Below are 15,488 nucleotides of genomic sequence, written 5' to 3' on the forward strand. Positions count from 1 at the left end.
CTCAGTGCGAGCCGAACACCGGTACAGGTTTAGAGCACGTCGCTCGAACCCGAGAGCTTCAGCGCGTCGACGACCGCCTTGACCTTCTGGGCGTTCGCACTCGTGGTGACCAGCAACGCGTCAGGCGTGTCGATCACGACGATATCTTCGACGCCGATCAGCGCGATCATGCGGCCGGTGTGGCTGACCACGATGCCGCTCGACGAGTCGGCGAGCACCCGTGCTCCCTCGCCGAGGATGGCCAGGTTGGCCTTGCGCCCGCCCGAATGCAGCTTGGCGATCGAGGCGAAGTCGCCCACGTCGTCCCAGTCGAACTGGCCGGGAATCACCACGAGCTTGCCGGCGGCGGCGGCCGGCTCAGCGACCGAGTAGTCGATGGCGATCTTCTTCAGGCGCGGCCAGACTTGGTCGACGACGGCGCCGCGGGCCGGGGTATCCCAGGCGGCAGCCAGTTCGATGAGCCCGGCGTACAGCTCGGGCTCGGCCGCCTCAATCTCGGCCAGCAGGTGGTCGGCACGGGCAATGAAGATGCCGGCGTTCCACAAGTAATGGCCGTCGGCGAGGTAACGCTCCGCAACATCGGGGCTGGGCTTTTCGACGAAGGAGTCAACGGCCAGGGCGCTCGGTGCCCCATCGATCGCCAGAGGAGCAGCGCTTTTGATATAACCGAAACCGATCGCGGGCTCGGTCGGCTGAATGCCGATCGTGACGATATAGCCGGCATCCGCTGCGACAACCGCCTCCAGCAACGCCGAGCGAAACAGCGCGTCGCCCTTGATGACATGGTCGGCGGGGAACGACCCGATGATCACGCCGGGTTCACGCAGCTGCAAGATAGCCGCAGCGAGGCCGATCGCGGCGGTCGAGTCGCGCGGTTCGCTCTCGAGTACGACGTTCGGGTCGGTCAGTTCGGGCAACTGCTGTTCAACGGCAGCACGGTGCGCCCGCCCGGTGACCACCATGATGCGCTGCTCGCTCGAAAGCGGAACGAGGCGATCCCAGGTGTCGCGCAGCAGGGTGTGCCCAGACCCCGTGAGGTCGTGCAAAAATTTGGGGGCATCCGCTCGCGACAGCGGCCACAGTCGGGAGCCGATGCCGCCGGCGGGAATCACACTGTACAAGCGGTCGATGGGCTCAGAGGACGTAATCATGGGCCCAGACTATCCGGCGCCCGCACTACGACGGCGCGAGACCACTGTTCATGCGCCCGTTACTCGGCGGCAATGCTCGTTGTTTACTCTCAGACCATGCGGATCGCAGTAATCAGCGAAAGTTTTCTCCCCACCGTCAGCGGTGTGACCACGAGCGTCTGCCGGGTGCTCGAGCACCTGGCCGCCGCCGGTCACGAGGCCATGGTCATCGCCCCCCACGGCGCCCCCGTCGAGTATGCCGGTTTTCCGGTGCACACCGTCTCGGCGGTCAACTACCGTGAGTTTCCGGTCGGCATGCCGAGCCCGCAGGTGCAGAAGTTGCTCGCTGACTTTCGCCCCGATGTCCTGCACGCAGCCTCCCCGTTTCTGCTCGGCGCCCAGGGCATCAGCGCCGCCAACCGGCTCGACATTCCCTCCGTCGCGATCTTTCAGACGGATGTCGCCGGCTACGCGCACCGAAACCACCTCGGCCCCGCCACCGCCCTGGCCTGGCGGTTCGTGAAGTGGGTGCACGAGGGCGCCACCCGCACTCTCGTGCCGTCGTCGTCGTCGATGGCTGCCCTGCTGCGCCTCGGCGTTCCCCGCCTGGCGATGTGGACTCGCGGAGTCGATCTCGCCGGGTTCCACCCGAATCTGAAGAATGACCCGGCGGTCGCCGCCCTGCGGGAACGAATTGCGCCGCAGCACGACGCCTTCACGCGCAATGGCGCTGAGCCTGACGTGATTGTCGGGTATGTCGGCCGGATGGCGCCGGAGAAGCAGGTGGAGCGACTGCGTGCGCTGCGCGGGGTGCCGGGCATTCGTTTAGCTCTCGTCGGAGACGGGCCGAGCGTCCCTTCGATTCGGCGCGCTCTCTCGGGTATGCCCGTCACCTGGCTGGGACGCCTGTCGGGCCGCGAACTTGCCATTGCCTACGCGAGCTTTGACGTATTCGTGCACGCGGGTACCGAAGAAACCTTTGGTCAGACGCTGCAGGAGGCGCACGCCGCCGGCCTGCCCGTCGTGGCCCCGCACGCTGGCGGACCGATCGACCTCGTGACGCACGGCGTGAACGGGTACCTGTTTCGACCGGACGACGACTACGACCTGCGGCACTGGGTGTACCAGCTCGCACGTGATCCGATGTTGCGGGCACGCATGGGCGAAGCCGGGCGACGCACAGTGCTTGGGCGCTCCTGGCCGACGGTCTGCGCCGAACTGGTCGAGTACTACGAGCAAGTCGTCGACGAGCGACTGGCCGTGCGCGCCGGTACGCACATACCACCCTCGATGCAACGTTAGGGCAACCTAACTGACACGAGCGGGCGGCACGCTTGTAGAATAATGGCATGTGCTTATAGCGCATTCTCGGTCTCACTAAAGAGCCATTATTCAGCCAGGGAGGGTTGTTCATGCCACAGACGGCAGGAACCCTAGATTCTCAGCAGAAGACGACGTCACGTCGCCCCGCCGGCACCCTGTATCGGGGCAACACGGGGATGTGGTCGTGGGTATTGCACCGCATCACGGGCGTCGCGATTTTCTTCTTTCTGCTCGTTCATATTCTCGACACGGCGCTCGTGCGGGTCAGTCCCGAAGCGTACAACGCGGTTATCGCGCAGTACCAGACGCCGATCATGGGCCTCGGTGAGGTCGCACTCGTCGGAGCCATCGTCTTCCACGCGTTCAACGGGCTGCGGATCATTCTGATCGACTTCTGGAACGCCAAGTACCAGCGGGTGCTGTTCTACGTCGTCATCGGCCTGTGGGTCGTCACCATGCTGGGCTTCGTGCCGCGCCACCTCATCAACGTATTCAGCCACTAGGGGGCGACATTATGACTTCAACAATCGAAGCTCCCCGCAGCCCATACAGCCACTCCACCAAGAAGAGCGGTGTCAACTGGGAAAAGTGGGGCTGGATCTACATGCGTGTCTCCGGCGTCGTGCTGGTCGTGCTCATCTTCGGCCACCTGTTCGTCAACCTCATGATCGGCGAGGGCGTCAGCGCCCTGAACTTCGCGTTCGTGGCCGGCAAGCTGACCAACCCGTTCTGGATGGTCTGGGATGTCATCATGCTCTGGCTCGCCCTGATTCACGGCGGCAACGGTATGCGCACCCTCGTCAATGACTACGCGACCTCGCGAATCAGCCGCGGCATCCTCAAGGTTGCCATTCTGGTCAGTGTTGTCTCGTTGATCGTGCTCGGCACCCTCGTGGTGTTCACCTTCGATCCCTGCCCCGCCGGTGCGCCCGCCGACCTCGTTGCCTCGTTCTGTACGTCCCTCTAGGAGCTGCACACACACATATGACTTCTTCTACTTCACCCGCCGTTCCCAATCCGGCTCCGGAGTCCACCGTCGTAGACGGCGTGCACTACCACCAGCACGACATCGTCATTGTGGGAGCGGGTGGGGCTGGTATGCGTGCCGCCATCGAAGCCGGCCCCCACGCCAGTACAGCGGTCATCTCCAAGCTCTACCCGACGCGTTCGCACACCGGTGCGGCACAGGGCGGCATGGCCGCGGCCCTGGCCAACGTCGAGGAAGACAACTGGGAATGGCACACCTTCGACACGATCAAGGGCGGCGACTACCTGGTCGACCAGGACGCTGCCGAGATCCTGGCCAAGGAAGCCATCGACGCGGTCATCGACCTCGAAAACATGGGCCTGCCGTTCAACCGTACGCCGGAGGGCAAGATCGACCAGCGTCGTTTCGGCGGCCACACCCGCGACCACGGCAAGAGCCCGGTTCGCCGCTCCTGCTATGCCGCCGACCGCACCGGCCACATGATTCTGCAGACGCTGTACCAGAACTGCGTCAAGCGCGGCATTAACTTCTTCAACGAGTACTACGTGCTCGACCTCGTCATGACCAGCGTCGACGGCGTCGACCAGCCATCGGCCGTGGTCGCCCTCGACCTGTCGAGCGGCGAGTTGCACGTTTTCCAGGGCAAGGCGTTCATCTTCGCCACCGGCGGTTTCGGAAAAATCTACAAGACCACCTCGAACGCGCACACCCTCACCGGTGACGGCGTCGGTATCGTCTGGCGCAAGGGCCTTCCGCTCGAGGACATGGAGTTCTTCCAGTTCCACCCGACCGGCCTGGCCGGGCTGGGCATCCTCTTGACTGAGGGAGCCCGCGGTGAGGGCGCCATTTTGCGGAACGCCTCCGGAGAGCGCTTCATGGAACGCTACGCGCCGACCATCAAGGACCTCGCCCCGCGTGACATCGTCTCGCGCTGCATGCTCAAGGAGGTTGCTGAGGGTCGCGGCGCCGGGCCGGAGAAAGACTACCTGTACCTCGACTGCACGCACCTCGGCAAGGAACTGCTCGAGACCAAGCTGCCCGACATCACCGAGTTCGCCCGCACCTATCTCGGCGTTGACCCGGTCACCGAACCGGTGCCGGTCATGCCGACCGCGCACTATGCGATGGGCGGAATCCCCACCAACGTGAAGGCCGAAGTCTGGCGCAACAACGAAGAGGTCGTTCCCGGCTTATACGCCGCCGGCGAATGCGCCTGCGTCTCGGTGCACGGCTCCAATCGCCTCGGCACCAACTCGCTGCTGGACATCAACGTGTTCGGAAAGCGTGCTGGCAACAACGCGGTCGAGTACGTCAAGACGGCCTCGTTCACGCCCCTGCCGGAAGACCCGGCCAAAGAGGTGCGCGAACTGCTGGAAGGCATCCGCTCATCGACTGGAACCGAACGCATTGCCGTGCTGCGTAAGATTCTGCAGGAGGAGATGGACAAGAAGGCCCAGGTGTTCCGCACCGACGAGTCCCTCGCCGAGGTCACCGAGACCATCCACCTGCTGCGTGAGCGTTACAAGAACATCGGCGTGCAAGACAAGGGCCGACGGTTCAATACCGACCTGCTCGAGGCGGTCGAACTCGGTTTCTTGCTCGACCTCGCTGAGGTTGTCGTCTACTCCGCCCGCAACCGCAAGGAAAGCCGCGGCGGACACCAGCGTGAGGATTACCTCGTGCGCGACGACGAGAACTACCTCAAGCACACCATGGCCTACCTCAAGGGTGACGCCATGAGCGCGGATGCCGCCGACCACATCAAACTCGACTGGAAACCGGTTGTCATCACCCGTTACCAGCCGATGGAGAGGAAGTACTAGTGAGTTCCGCCACGATTGATCAGAAGCCCGTCGTTCCCGAGGAGATCAAGTCCTTCACGGTGACGCTCATTATTCGTCGGTTCAACCCGGAGGTCGACGACGAGCCGCACTGGCAGGATTTCGATGTGCAGCTTTACCCGACCGACCGCGTGCTCGACGCGCTGCACAAGATCAAGTGGGAACAGGACGGGTCGCTGACCTTCCGTCGCTCGTGCGCACACGGCGTCTGCGGCTCGGATGCCATGCGCATCAACGGCCGCAATCGTCTCGCTTGCAAAACGCTCATGAAGGACCTCGACGTCACGAAGCCCATCTACGTGGAGGCCATCAAGGGCTTGCCGCTGGAGAAGGACCTCATCGTCGACATGGAGCCGTTCTTCGACTCGTTCAAGGCGGTGCAGCCGTTCCTCATGAACAGCGTCACCCCGGTCAAGGGCAAGGAACGCATCCAGACGGTCGCCCAGCGCGCCCGTTTCGACGACACCACCAAGTGCATTCTGTGTGCAGCGTGCACGTCGAGCTGCCCGGTGTTCTGGACCGACGGCCAGTACTTCGGCCCGGCCGCGATCGTCAACGCGCACCGCTTCATCTTCGACTCCCGCGATGAGAATGCGGCCGTGCGCCTCGACATTCTCAACGACAAGGAGGGCGTGTGGCGCTGCCGCACGACCTTCAACTGCACGGAGGCCTGCCCCCGCGGCATCCAAGTGACCCAGGCCATCTCCGAGGTCAAGCAGGCCATCATGCGCGGCAAGGCGTAACTGTCACCCAGGCCCGCTGGCGGGCCTCGATCTCATTCACTTCAAACGTGACACCGTGGCCGAAAGTCACTTTCAGTCTACGTATTGAGGGAAAAGCGCAACGGGTCGCTGCGAATGAGTTCGAGGCCGCGGTGGATTGCGCCCAGCCCGACGGCGCGAGCGCCCAGCGGAGAAGCTACGAGCGTTGGAACCTGACCGTGCATGAACGCCGCCAGAATGGGCTCGGCCCGCTCAATCAACAGGTCCGCAGCCGGAGCAATGGCCCCGCCGATGATGATGCGTTCTGTGTCCAACAGGCCACCCAGCACCGCACACACCCGGGCGAGACGCGCCGCTAACCGGTCGACGATACCCACTGCGGTCGCATCGCCAGCTCGAGCGGCCGCGAACACGTCCAAAGCCTCCACCTGGCCCGCGGCGAGCGGACTCGTGATCGGGATTGTGCCCTTGACCCGTGCCGCGTCAGTCCAGGCCACCGCGAGTCGACCCAGTCCATCGGCAGATCCAACGCCATCGACGAGGTCGAGAAGGTGAAGCTCGCCGACTCCACCCCGGGCACCCCGCACGAGGGCTCCGTTCGCCATGACCCCCGCGCCGAACCGGGCTCCGGAGAGCAGATTCACGAAGGAGGATACCCCGGCTCCTGCCCCGATCGCGCCCTCCGCAATTGCCGCCAGGTTTGCGTCGTTCTCTACCACGACGCTCCAGCCACGCTGGCCGAACAGCTGTGCGAAACCCGGATTCATCCGTGCCCAGAAGCCGTCATCTCCCCGCGGTGACACACCGTTTTCGTCCGTGGGTGCAGGGACGCCGATGACTGCGGCGAGCACGGATCGCTCCGATGCGCCGGCGCCGTCGACGGCCAGATTCACGGCCCTTTCCACGGCGCGCCGCCGGTCGAGAGCGCTATCCGATCGAGGGGTGATCGGCTCGGGCGATGACGCCAGCACGCTACCTTGCAGGTCGGTCACCCAAGCCGAAACATGATGTTGCCCAGCGTCGACCGCGACAACGTGGGCAGCGCTGCTGCGGAAAGCGTAACGCCTCGCTGGCCGGCCTTTGCTGTACGCCCCGGCCTCGCGGGTGTCACTCAATTCGTGAATCCACCCCTTCACGATGAGCTCGTCACATACCCGTAAAACGGTTGATCTGGTCAGCCCGGAGGCAACGATTGCGTCGCTCGCGGTGAAGGCACCCGTGTCCCAGGCAAACTGCACGACTCGTCCGGCGTTGATACGTCGCAGCAATTGCGTCGACACCGCGCCAAGTGATTGCTCCATTGATGTGACTTTACCGATCCTGAAAACGAAACTGGCTTTTTCTAACTAAATCTATATCCTAGATTTAGTACTGGTTGTTTATCGGCCGGTGCGCTGCGATTCATCTAGGAGACAAAGACGTGTTCTCGAAAATTCTCACCCCGCGACGGCGATGTTCTTGCCTTTCCCCGTTCTCGCCCTGTCCCAGGTCACCCTCACCGGACTCGTCGGGCTGGATAACCCGATCGGCGTGGCCATATTGCACGTCATGTTTCAGCTGTCGTTCAGCATCCTGCTCTTCACGGCTTTCCTCCGGTCACTCCCCGAGGAGCTCGAAGAAAGCGCGCGGCTCGATGGGGCGACGACGGGGCAAGTCTTTTGGAAAATCGTGTTTCCGCTTTTGGCACCGATGAGCGCTACCGTCGGAATTTTCGCGTTCCTCGTGTCGTGGAACGACTTCATGATGCCATCGCTCATCACGTCCGATCCGTCGTTACAGACTCTCCCCGTTCTGCAAAGCATCTTCCAGACGCAGTTCAGCAACAACTACAACGTTGCGTTCGCTTCATACCTCCTCGCCCTGGCTCCCGCAATCATCGTCTACCTCTTCACGCAGCGCTGGGTGATGTCCGGAGTCACGCAAGGCGCCATCAAATAACGACCTGACCAACCACCCTCACAAAGGAAATCATGACCAACGTCCTCGACGCCCAACCCGACACGATCGATGCCAACAGCGCCGCCGCCTGGTGGCGACAGGCGGCCGTTTACCAGATCTACCCACGCTCATTCGCGGATTCGAACGGCGACGCCATCGGCGATCTGCCCGGCATCACGACGCGGGTTCCCTATCTTCAGACCCTTGGAGTGGACGCGGTCTGGCTCAGTCCGTTCTATCCATCCGCCCTCGCCGACGGCGGCTACGACGTCGACGACTACCGCGACGTCGACCCCAAACTGGGAACCCTCGCCGATTTCGACGACATGGTCACGGCACTCCATGACGCCGGGTTGCGCCTCATCGTCGATATCGTGCCCAACCACACGTCAAACCGACACGAATGGTTCCGCGAGGCGCTGGCGTCACCCCGCGGATCCGCGGCCCGCGCTCGATACATCTTCCGCGACGGCCTCGGCACAAACGGTACTCAGCCACCCGCCGATTGGACGTCCACGTTCGGCGGCCCGGCGTGGGAACCCGTTGGTGACGGCCAGTGGTACCTGCACTACTTCGCGCCGGAACAACCCGACCTCAATTGGAAGAACAGCGAGGTTCGAGCAGATTTCGTGCACACACTGCGATTTTGGTCGGATCGGGGTGTCGACGGCTTCCGTATCGATGTTGCACACGGTCTCGCGAAAGATCTCCCTCAGTCGCTACCGTCACAGGCCGACCTCGACGCCCCGCACGAAGCTGGGTCGCATCCCATGTGGGACCGTGACGACGTGCACGATATCTATGCCGAGTGGCGCACGGTGTTCAACTCCTATGACCCTCCTCGCACCGCCGTCGCTGAGGCGTGGGTCATCCCCTCCCGCCGCGCCCGCTATGCCAGTGCAGAAGGTCTCGGGCAGGCCTTCAACTTCGACCTCCTCGAAGCGGATTTCGACGCCACGGCGTTCCGTGATGTCATCACGTTCAACCTCGAGCTGGCTGCAGAGTCTGGATCGTCGACGACGTGGGTATTCTCCAATCACGACGTCGTCCGCCACGCGACGCGTTATGGCCTTCCTCCTCGTGCCGGAAGTACCGTGAAACAAGGCACGGAATGGCTACTCAGCGGCGGAACAACGCCGGCCCTCGACGCCGAACTCGGACTTCGTCGAGCTCGCGCAGCCACGCTGCTCGAACTGGCGCTGCCGGGATCTTCCTACCTGTATCAAGGAGAAGAACTCGGCTTGCTCGAGGTCGCTGATATCCCAGCCGATGACCGCCAGGACCCCGTGTTCTTCCGGAGTCAGGGTATCGATGTCGGACGCGACGGATGCCGCGTTCCGCTGCCCTGGTCGAAAACAGGTCCCTCATTCGGATTCGGTGCCGGTGCCGCGCACCTACCCCAACCGGCGTGGTTCCACGGCCTGTCCGTGGAGGCACAGGAACACGACACGAATTCAACGCTGACCCTGTACCGCCGGGCGCTCGAGCTGCGCCGCGAGTTCCAGACGGACGAGCGTCTCGAATGGATCGACACCGAACTACCCGATGTTTTGGCGTTCAGCCGGCCAAACGGGTGGACCAGCGTGACAAACTTCGGCGTCGCACCGGTCGCGCTGCCAGAGGGCACCGTCCTGGTGACCAGCTCGCCCCTGACTGCTGGATTACTTCCCGGCGCAGCGACCGCTTGGCTGCTCCGGTAGGACACCCACGCACTGCCGGGTGCGTCAGTCACTCTTCGCTGGTGAACGAGGCGTCCTCGTCGTTAAGCTGTAGCTCGTGGAAGAGTTTCTGGCGCGCATCCAAGCGTGGCGTCCGGTGCGGGTGTTCGCCCACTTCACCAATGTGGGTGGCGGCATCCTCGCCGGCGGGATGTCGTACCAGGCCATCTTCGCCATCTTTGCGGCAGTCTGGGTAGGGTTCTCCATCGCCGGCCTGTTTCTTACCGCGAATCAGGGACTGCTGAACGCCTTGTACGCGATCATCAACCAGTCGGTTCCGGGCCTGATCGGCACCGACGCCATCATCGATCCGAAGGTACTCGCCACCGCCGGCGTACTCACCTGGACCGGCGCCATTGCCCTGGCGGGATTGCTCCTGACCGCCCTCGGCTGGCTCTCGACCACCGCACAGGCGGTGCGCACCGTCTTCGGGATGCCCCCACAAACCACATTCTTCATCTGGGTCAAGCTGCGCGAGCTCGGCCTGGGGCTGATCTTCGGGCTCGCCCTGGTCGTGTCAGCGCTCGTCTCCCTCGCGAGTACCGCGCTGCTCGGCGCCCTGTTTCGCCTCTTTCAGATTGCGCAGGATTCGTTCTTCTACGAGGCGTCTGCTCGCGGCATCGGCCTGGCCGTCGTACTCGTCATCGACACGCTCACCCTCGCCGGCCTGTTCCGGGTGCTGTCACGGGTGCGTATTCCGGTGCGACGGCTGTTCGCCGGGGCACTGCTCGGCGGTGTCGCCCTCGGACTATTGAAAATTCTCGGTGGAGTGCTCCTCGGTGGCGCCAGCCGCAACCCACTGCTGGCAACCTTCGCCGTGATCATCGGTCTGCTGGTCTGGTTCAACCTCGTGAGTTCCGTGACACTCATCGCCGCCTCGTGGATCGCGGTCGGCATGGCCGACGCGGGCATTCCGCCGCACACACTCAGCGCCGACGAGGCTGCCAACCGGCACGAGAAACGGATGCGGGACGCCCTCCGATTGACCGCGCAGGCCGAGCTCACAGCAGCCCAGGCCGGCCTCGATACATCGCCGTGGTATGCCCGGTGGGCCGCCGGCCGCCGCCTGAAGGCGGCGAAAGCGCGGGTGGCGGAGTACGCCCTGGCCGATTCGGCAGATGCGCGCTAACTAGACTTGACCCATGTCTTCTGCCAAACCGCTCCGCATTGCCAGCATCAACACAAACGGGGTACGAGCCGCGTACCGCAAGGGAATGGGCGACTGGCTGAACAAGCGCGACGTGGACATCCTGGCCATCCAGGAGGTGCGCGCCTCGACCGAAGACCTCGAGGGTCTGCTGGGGCCGGACTGGAATATTCTGCACGACGCCGCCACCGCCAAGGGCCGGGCCGGTGTCGCCCTGGCCAGCCGGGCCACGGCATCCATTCATCGCGTCGCTCTCGGCGCTGAAGAATTCGACAGCGCCGGCCGCTGGCTCGAGGCGGACTACGAGGTCAACGGACAGATCGTCACCGTCGTGAGCACCTACGTGCACTCCGGCGAGACCGACACCCCGAAGCAGATCGAGAAGTATAAATTTCTCGATGCCATGATTGCCCGGATGCCTGAGCTGACCGAGCACAGCCCGCTCGCTCTCGTGCTCGGCGACCTCAACGTGGGCCATCGCACGCTCGACATCAAGAACTGGCGCGGCAACAAGAAGCACGCGGGTTTCCTGCCGGAGGAGCGTGAGTATTTCGACCGTATCCTCGGCGGCGAAGGCGAGCCGGAGTACAACACGGGGGCGGGACTCGGCTGGGTGGACGTCGGCCGTAAGTGGGCCGGCGAGGTTGAAGGACCGTACACCTGGTGGTCGCAGCGCGGGCAGGCTTTCGATACCGATACCGGGTGGCGCCTGGATTACCATCTGGCCAGCCCGAAGCTGGCGGCATCCGTTCTGAATTATGCGGTCGACCGGGCCGCTGCGTACGACCAGCGCTGGAGCGACCACTCCCCCGTCGTGGTCGACTATGACCTCGCGAAGGAAGCACACTCATGACCAAACCCCGCCTGTATTCGGGTATGCAGCCCTCGGCCGAGTCCCTGCAGATCGGCAACTACATCGGCGCGCTTTTGAACTGGAAGTCGCTGCAGCAGACGCACGACGCGTTCTTCTCCATCGTCGACCTGCACGCCATCACCGTCGCCCAGGAGCCGGCCAAGCTACGCGAGAACACGCGTGGCACGGCGGCGCAGTACATTGCGGCCGGTATCGACCCGTCGGCGTCAACGCTGTACGTGCAGTCGCACGTCGCCGCGCACGCCCAGCTGGCCTGGGTGCTCAACACCATCACCGGGTTCGGTGAGGCGAGTCGCATGACGCAGTTCAAGGACAAGTCCGTGCGGCACGGCGCCGACGCTACGTCGGTTGGCCTGTTCGCCTACCCGACGCTGATGGCGGCGGATATCCTGCTGTACCAAACCGAGGTGGTGCCGGTCGGGGAAGACCAGCGCCAGCACGTGGAACTCACCCGCGACCTCGCCCTGCGCTTCAACTCACGCTTCGGCGACACCTTCACGATTCCCGAAGTGGCGATCGTGAAGGAGACCGCGAAGATCTACGACCTGCAGAATCCCACGTCGAAAATGTCGAAGTCCGCCGAGTCGCACGCGGGCATCATCTGGCTGCTCGATGAGCCCGGCGTCACCAAGAAGAAGATCATGCGGGCCGTGACGGATGCCGACGGCGGCGTAATCTTCGACCGCGAGAACAAGCCCGGTGTGGCCAACCTGCTCACGATCTACTCCGTGCTGGCCGGCGAATCGATCGAGTCGATCGAGAACGAATACGCTGGCCGTGGGTATGGTGACCTGAAAAAGGGGCTTGTCGAGGTGGTTCTGGGTACCTTCGACCCGATCCGCCAGCGCGTGGCCGAGCTGCTGGATGACCCGGCCGAGCTCGACCGGGTTCTCGCGTCCAACGCGGCCCGGGCCTCTGATGTTGCCAATGAGACCCTGGCCACCGTCTACGACCGCGTCGGTTTTCTCCCCCCTCGCTAATGCAGCCGTTCTCGCTCTCCTCCCCGCTGGCACTACTTGATGCGCCCGTCGTCGGAGACGTTGACCGGGTCTTCGAGTACTGCCAGGACCCGCTTTTTGAGCGCTACCTGACCGTTCCGTGGCCCTACCATCTGGAGCACGCCGAAGGTTTCCTCGCTGAGTATGTCCCCTCCGGATGGATGTCGGATCGGGAATATACCTGGGCGTTGCGGGACCCTGCCGGCCCAGACCTGCTGGGCGTGATCTGTCTGCGCTTGAGCGGGGAATCCGTCGCGGCGGACGCATCCGTTCACCGGGTGGGCTCCATCGGCTTCTGGCTGGGCGCCCCGTACCGGGGCTGCGGCCTCATACCCGAAGCTCAGCGGCTCGTCGCCGATTGGGCGTTCGCGGCAGGAATCATCGACGTGTTGCACTGGGAATGCCTGGTCGGAAACGTCGCGTCGGCCCGAGCGGCATGGAAGTCGGGATTTCGATATTCCGGCACGGGGCCATCCGTCACCGCCTACCGGGACGGAACCTTCCCCGACTCCTGGCACGGCCACCTCGCAGCCGGCGATGACCGCAGCCGGCAGCCCGGCTGGCCAGCAGCGGCCCTCGCCCGATGACCGTGCCGCGCGTCGTACTGTTCGACCTCGACGACACCCTGTTCGCTCACCGGGACGCGGTCGCTGCCGGTATTCTGCTCCACCTCGACCGGGTCGGCGGTGCCTTCGCGACCGCCGACCGGAAAGCGGCGACGGTGGTGTGGAGTGCGCTCGAGGAGGAGCACTATCACTCCTACCTCGCGGGCACTCTCACCTTTGCCGGCCAGCGCCGCGCCCGCGCCCAGGATTTCACGGCCTCGTTCGGCATCGTGCTGACCGACGCCGAAGCAGATGCGTGGTTTGACGAATATTTCGAAAGCTACCGGTCCCGGTGGCAGCTGCATGACGATGCGCTCCCCTGCTTCGATGCGCTGGCCGAGGTGATTCCCGCGGTGCGCTTTGGCCTCATCACGAATGGCGACCCGGTTTTTCAGGGCGAGAAGATTCGTCGCGTCGGCTTGGCTGACCGGTTCGAGCATGTCATCGCCTCGGGCGCGCTCAGCTTTGCCAAGCCCGACACGCGCATCTTCGAGCACGCCTGCGCGCTGTTTGGCGTGCCCGTCGAGGAAGCGGTTTACGTGGGAGATCGGCTGCGCACGGATGCCCTGGGCGCGGCCGCTGCGGGGCTGACGGGGGTCTGGCTGGACCGCGCCGGCGCATCCGCTGCCGCCGATGGCGTTGGCGTTGGCGTTGGCGAAGGCGTTGGCGAAGGCGTTGCCGTTGGCGAAGGCGTTGGCGTTGGCGAAGGCGTTGCCGTTGGCGAAGGCGTTGGCGTTGCCGAAGGCGTTGGCGTTGCCGATGGCGTTGCCGACACAGACGATGCCACACGCCTCGGAGTTCTCCGCATCGACACTCTCGCCAGCCTGCCGGGCCTGTTTGCTGCCCACCCGGGAGCATAACTCCTGCAAATTGCAGCCTGTGCTCGATAAGGCCCCGAATTGTGGGCCTTGTATTTTGGGTCATTCGAAATTTGCAGGAGTTATGCGCCGCGGATTCCCGTTGCTTGGGCGGCAGTGAAGACTCGGGGGCTCCCATACCGGCAAATGTCGACGAGCTTCTGAATTGCCCGAAGCACGCCCTCCGGATCGAACATGATGTCCTGATACAGCACGCGGAGCGTCACATAGCCGAGGGTTGCCAGCAACCGGTCTCGGGTGCGGTCGCGAATGTGCTCCTCCCAGGCTTTGTGATGACTCTGACTGTCCGCCTCAACGACTACACAGCCCTCAACCAGGACATCGACGCGGCCGACCCGGTCGATGTGCACCTGAATGTCACAGCGGTACCCGGCGGACCGGAACAGGTCGCGTAGAACGGACTCCTGGCCGGCATCCACTCGCGCATCGATGCGGGACCGCAGCCCGCCATGCTTATCGGGGACATGGGCGAAGATCTCATCGAGGTCAGCTCCCCGAATCTTATGCTCGTGCAGGGCTGTGTCGAGCGCCGCGAGAGCGAAGCGAGGTTCCTGGCACTGGATGATCTGGGCGAGGGCGTCGCGGGGCCCGACGCAGTACTCGGTGCCATCAGTTCTGTCGATGAGCGGCCACCAGTGCAGCTCGACGCCGTCCCGCGGGGCGGCCGCCAGCGGAACGTGACGACTTTGGGGACTGCGCAGGCGGGAGCCCTCCCGCGGGATATGCACGTGGGTGAATTGCGTGTCGAAGGCAAAGAAGCCGATCTCCCGGGCCGCCGAAACGCAGGCTTCGCGCCCGCCGATGCGAACCGCCTCGAGCGTGTGTCGATCGGTTCCCGGCAGAGCGTAGTGATCGCGGCGGACTCGGATGAGCGTATTGCTACGCACTGCCGCCGTGATGTGTTTGGCTCGCATGCCGCTGTTCAATAGGTCTTGTCGGCTGACGATGCGGCACTGGCCAGCGAGGGAGGTCAGAAATGGGTTCATGCAGACGATCGTCGTCATTTTCCAGTCACTAAGACCTCCCCGCAACCAATCTGGGGACAGCGCTTGCAGCCGCCTGTGCATAACTTTTCCGTGCTTACTTTTCCGTGATCACTCTTTCGTGTCGTACCTCTCGCCTAAGCGCATAACTCCTGCAATCTCCGTACTCGTCCGCAATCTAACCCGGAAGCACTCGGGTCGGCCGGACGGAGAGATCAAATTGCAGGAGTTACGCGATTGGGCCATCCCAAAGTGACAACGATCACCCAGAAGGGCGATCGAGCCGTGTTCACCGATCACCGATCACCGATCACGGATCACCGATCACCGGCAGTCACCGAGG

The 15,488-nt window shown here is 63.8% G+C and carries 14 protein-coding genes and 1 pseudogene; 12 read left to right on the forward strand and 3 right to left on the reverse strand.

Going from position 1 to position 15,488, the window contains the following annotated elements; translation table 11 throughout:
- Positions 1-29: 29 nt before the first annotated feature.
- Complete coding sequence (locus CXY83_RS15795; RefSeq protein WP_104198268.1) at positions 30-1,151, reverse strand: mannose-1-phosphate guanylyltransferase; 1,122 nt, start codon at positions 1,149-1,151, stop codon at positions 30-32.
- Between the two features lie 96 nt (positions 1,152-1,247).
- Here CXY83_RS15795 and CXY83_RS15800 point away from each other — a divergent pair, with 96 nt between their 5' ends.
- From CXY83_RS15800 to CXY83_RS15820, 5 genes are all read left to right on the forward strand, one after another.
- Positions 1,248-2,432, forward strand: coding sequence for a glycosyltransferase family 1 protein (locus CXY83_RS15800; protein WP_104198497.1), 1,185 nt, complete (start codon positions 1,248-1,250; stop codon positions 2,430-2,432).
- A gap of 110 nt (positions 2,433-2,542) precedes the next feature.
- The gene (sdhC, locus tag CXY83_RS15805; protein ID WP_104127400.1) at positions 2,543-2,956 is read left to right on the forward strand and encodes a succinate dehydrogenase, cytochrome b556 subunit; all 414 of its coding nucleotides are present in this window, start codon (positions 2,543-2,545) and stop codon (positions 2,954-2,956) included.
- Between the two features lie 11 nt (positions 2,957-2,967).
- Positions 2,968-3,420 (forward strand): succinate dehydrogenase hydrophobic membrane anchor subunit, encoded by a 453-nt coding sequence (locus tag CXY83_RS15810; protein ID WP_104198269.1) that lies wholly within the window; start codon positions 2,968-2,970, stop codon positions 3,418-3,420.
- Between the two features lie 17 nt (positions 3,421-3,437).
- A complete protein-coding gene (gene sdhA / locus CXY83_RS15815) occupies positions 3,438-5,264 on the forward strand; it encodes a succinate dehydrogenase flavoprotein subunit (protein WP_104198270.1) in 1,827 nt (608 codons plus the stop codon).
- The gene (locus CXY83_RS15820; RefSeq protein WP_104198271.1) at positions 5,264-6,025 is read left to right on the forward strand and encodes a succinate dehydrogenase iron-sulfur subunit; all 762 of its coding nucleotides are present in this window, start codon (positions 5,264-5,266) and stop codon (positions 6,023-6,025) included. Before sdhA ends, CXY83_RS15820 begins: the two co-directional genes overlap by 1 nt.
- Before the next feature lie 77 nt (positions 6,026-6,102).
- Here the strand turns inward: CXY83_RS15820 and CXY83_RS15825 are convergent, their stop codons facing one another.
- A complete protein-coding gene (locus CXY83_RS15825; protein WP_104198272.1) occupies positions 6,103-7,305 on the reverse strand; it encodes an ROK family protein in 1,203 nt (400 codons plus the stop codon).
- A gap of 148 nt (positions 7,306-7,453) precedes the next feature.
- Between CXY83_RS15825 and CXY83_RS15830 the strand changes: the two are divergent.
- From CXY83_RS15830 to CXY83_RS15860, 7 genes and pseudogenes are all read left to right on the forward strand, one after another.
- A pseudogene (locus tag CXY83_RS15830) lies at positions 7,454-7,942 on the forward strand (carbohydrate ABC transporter permease); the annotation flags it as partial.
- A 32-nt stretch (positions 7,943-7,974) separates the two neighbouring features.
- Complete coding sequence (locus CXY83_RS15835; RefSeq protein WP_104198273.1) at positions 7,975-9,642, forward strand: glycoside hydrolase family 13 protein; 1,668 nt, start codon at positions 7,975-7,977, stop codon at positions 9,640-9,642.
- 76 nt (positions 9,643-9,718) lie between these two features.
- A complete protein-coding gene (locus CXY83_RS15840; protein WP_104198274.1) occupies positions 9,719-10,789 on the forward strand; it encodes a YihY/virulence factor BrkB family protein in 1,071 nt (356 codons plus the stop codon).
- A 13-nt stretch (positions 10,790-10,802) separates the two neighbouring features.
- Positions 10,803-11,660: an exodeoxyribonuclease III gene (locus tag CXY83_RS15845; RefSeq protein ID WP_104198275.1), complete on the forward strand. Its 858-nt coding sequence runs from the start codon at positions 10,803-10,805 to the stop codon at positions 11,658-11,660.
- Positions 11,657-12,661 carry a tryptophan--tRNA ligase gene (trpS, locus tag CXY83_RS15850; protein ID WP_104198276.1) on the forward strand — a complete coding sequence of 335 codons (1,005 nt, stop codon included), beginning with the start codon at positions 11,657-11,659 and terminating at the stop codon, positions 12,659-12,661. Before CXY83_RS15845 ends, trpS begins: the two co-directional genes overlap by 4 nt.
- Entirely contained in the window at positions 12,661-13,266 is a 606-nt protein-coding gene (locus CXY83_RS15855; RefSeq protein WP_104198277.1) for a GNAT family N-acetyltransferase, read from the forward strand. The genes trpS and CXY83_RS15855 overlap by 1 nt, the downstream gene beginning before the upstream one ends.
- Positions 13,263-14,144, forward strand: coding sequence for an HAD family hydrolase (locus tag CXY83_RS15860; RefSeq protein WP_104198278.1), 882 nt, complete (start codon positions 13,263-13,265; stop codon positions 14,142-14,144). Before CXY83_RS15855 ends, CXY83_RS15860 begins: the two co-directional genes overlap by 4 nt.
- A gap of 80 nt (positions 14,145-14,224) precedes the next feature.
- Here CXY83_RS15860 and CXY83_RS15865 read toward each other — a convergent pair whose 3' ends face one another.
- On the reverse strand, positions 14,225-15,166 hold the full coding sequence (locus CXY83_RS15865; protein ID WP_233201005.1) for an endonuclease domain-containing protein: 942 nt from the start codon (positions 15,164-15,166) through the stop codon (positions 14,225-14,227).
- Positions 15,167-15,488: the final 322 nt, after the last annotated feature.

Origin of the sequence: Cryobacterium sp. M15 (assembly GCF_002929675.1) — a bacterium.
Classification (GTDB): domain Bacteria; phylum Actinomycetota; class Actinomycetes; order Actinomycetales; family Microbacteriaceae; genus Cryobacterium; species Cryobacterium lyxosi.

What these genes read in the sequence shown, in the direction of transcription:
- CXY83_RS15855 (WP_104198277.1), top strand. Translation starts at nt 12,661, where the DNA reads ATGCAGCCGTTCTCGCTCTCCTCCCCGCTGGCACTACTTGATGCGCCC.
- CXY83_RS15810 (WP_104198269.1), top strand. Translation starts at nt 2,968, where the DNA reads ATGACTTCAACAATCGAAGCTCCCCGCAGCCCATACAGCCACTCCACC.
- CXY83_RS15845 (WP_104198275.1), top strand. Translation starts at nt 10,803, where the DNA reads ATGTCTTCTGCCAAACCGCTCCGCATTGCCAGCATCAACACAAACGGG.
- CXY83_RS15800 (WP_104198497.1), top strand. Translation starts at nt 1,248, where the DNA reads ATGCGGATCGCAGTAATCAGCGAAAGTTTTCTCCCCACCGTCAGCGGT.
- CXY83_RS15835 (WP_104198273.1), top strand. Translation starts at nt 7,975, where the DNA reads ATGACCAACGTCCTCGACGCCCAACCCGACACGATCGATGCCAACAGC.
- CXY83_RS15825 (WP_104198272.1), bottom strand. Translation starts at nt 7,305, where the DNA reads ATGGAGCAATCACTTGGCGCGGTGTCGACGCAATTGCTGCGACGTATC.
- CXY83_RS15865 (WP_233201005.1), bottom strand. Translation starts at nt 15,166, where the DNA reads ATGACGACGATCGTCTGCATGAACCCATTTCTGACCTCCCTCGCTGGC.
- sdhC (WP_104127400.1), top strand. Translation starts at nt 2,543, where the DNA reads ATGCCACAGACGGCAGGAACCCTAGATTCTCAGCAGAAGACGACGTCA.
- trpS (WP_104198276.1), top strand. Translation starts at nt 11,657, where the DNA reads ATGACCAAACCCCGCCTGTATTCGGGTATGCAGCCCTCGGCCGAGTCC.
- CXY83_RS15795 (WP_104198268.1), bottom strand. Translation starts at nt 1,151, where the DNA reads ATGATTACGTCCTCTGAGCCCATCGACCGCTTGTACAGTGTGATTCCC.
- sdhA (WP_104198270.1), top strand. Translation starts at nt 3,438, where the DNA reads ATGACTTCTTCTACTTCACCCGCCGTTCCCAATCCGGCTCCGGAGTCC.
- CXY83_RS15860 (WP_104198278.1), top strand. Translation starts at nt 13,263, where the DNA reads ATGACCGTGCCGCGCGTCGTACTGTTCGACCTCGACGACACCCTGTTC.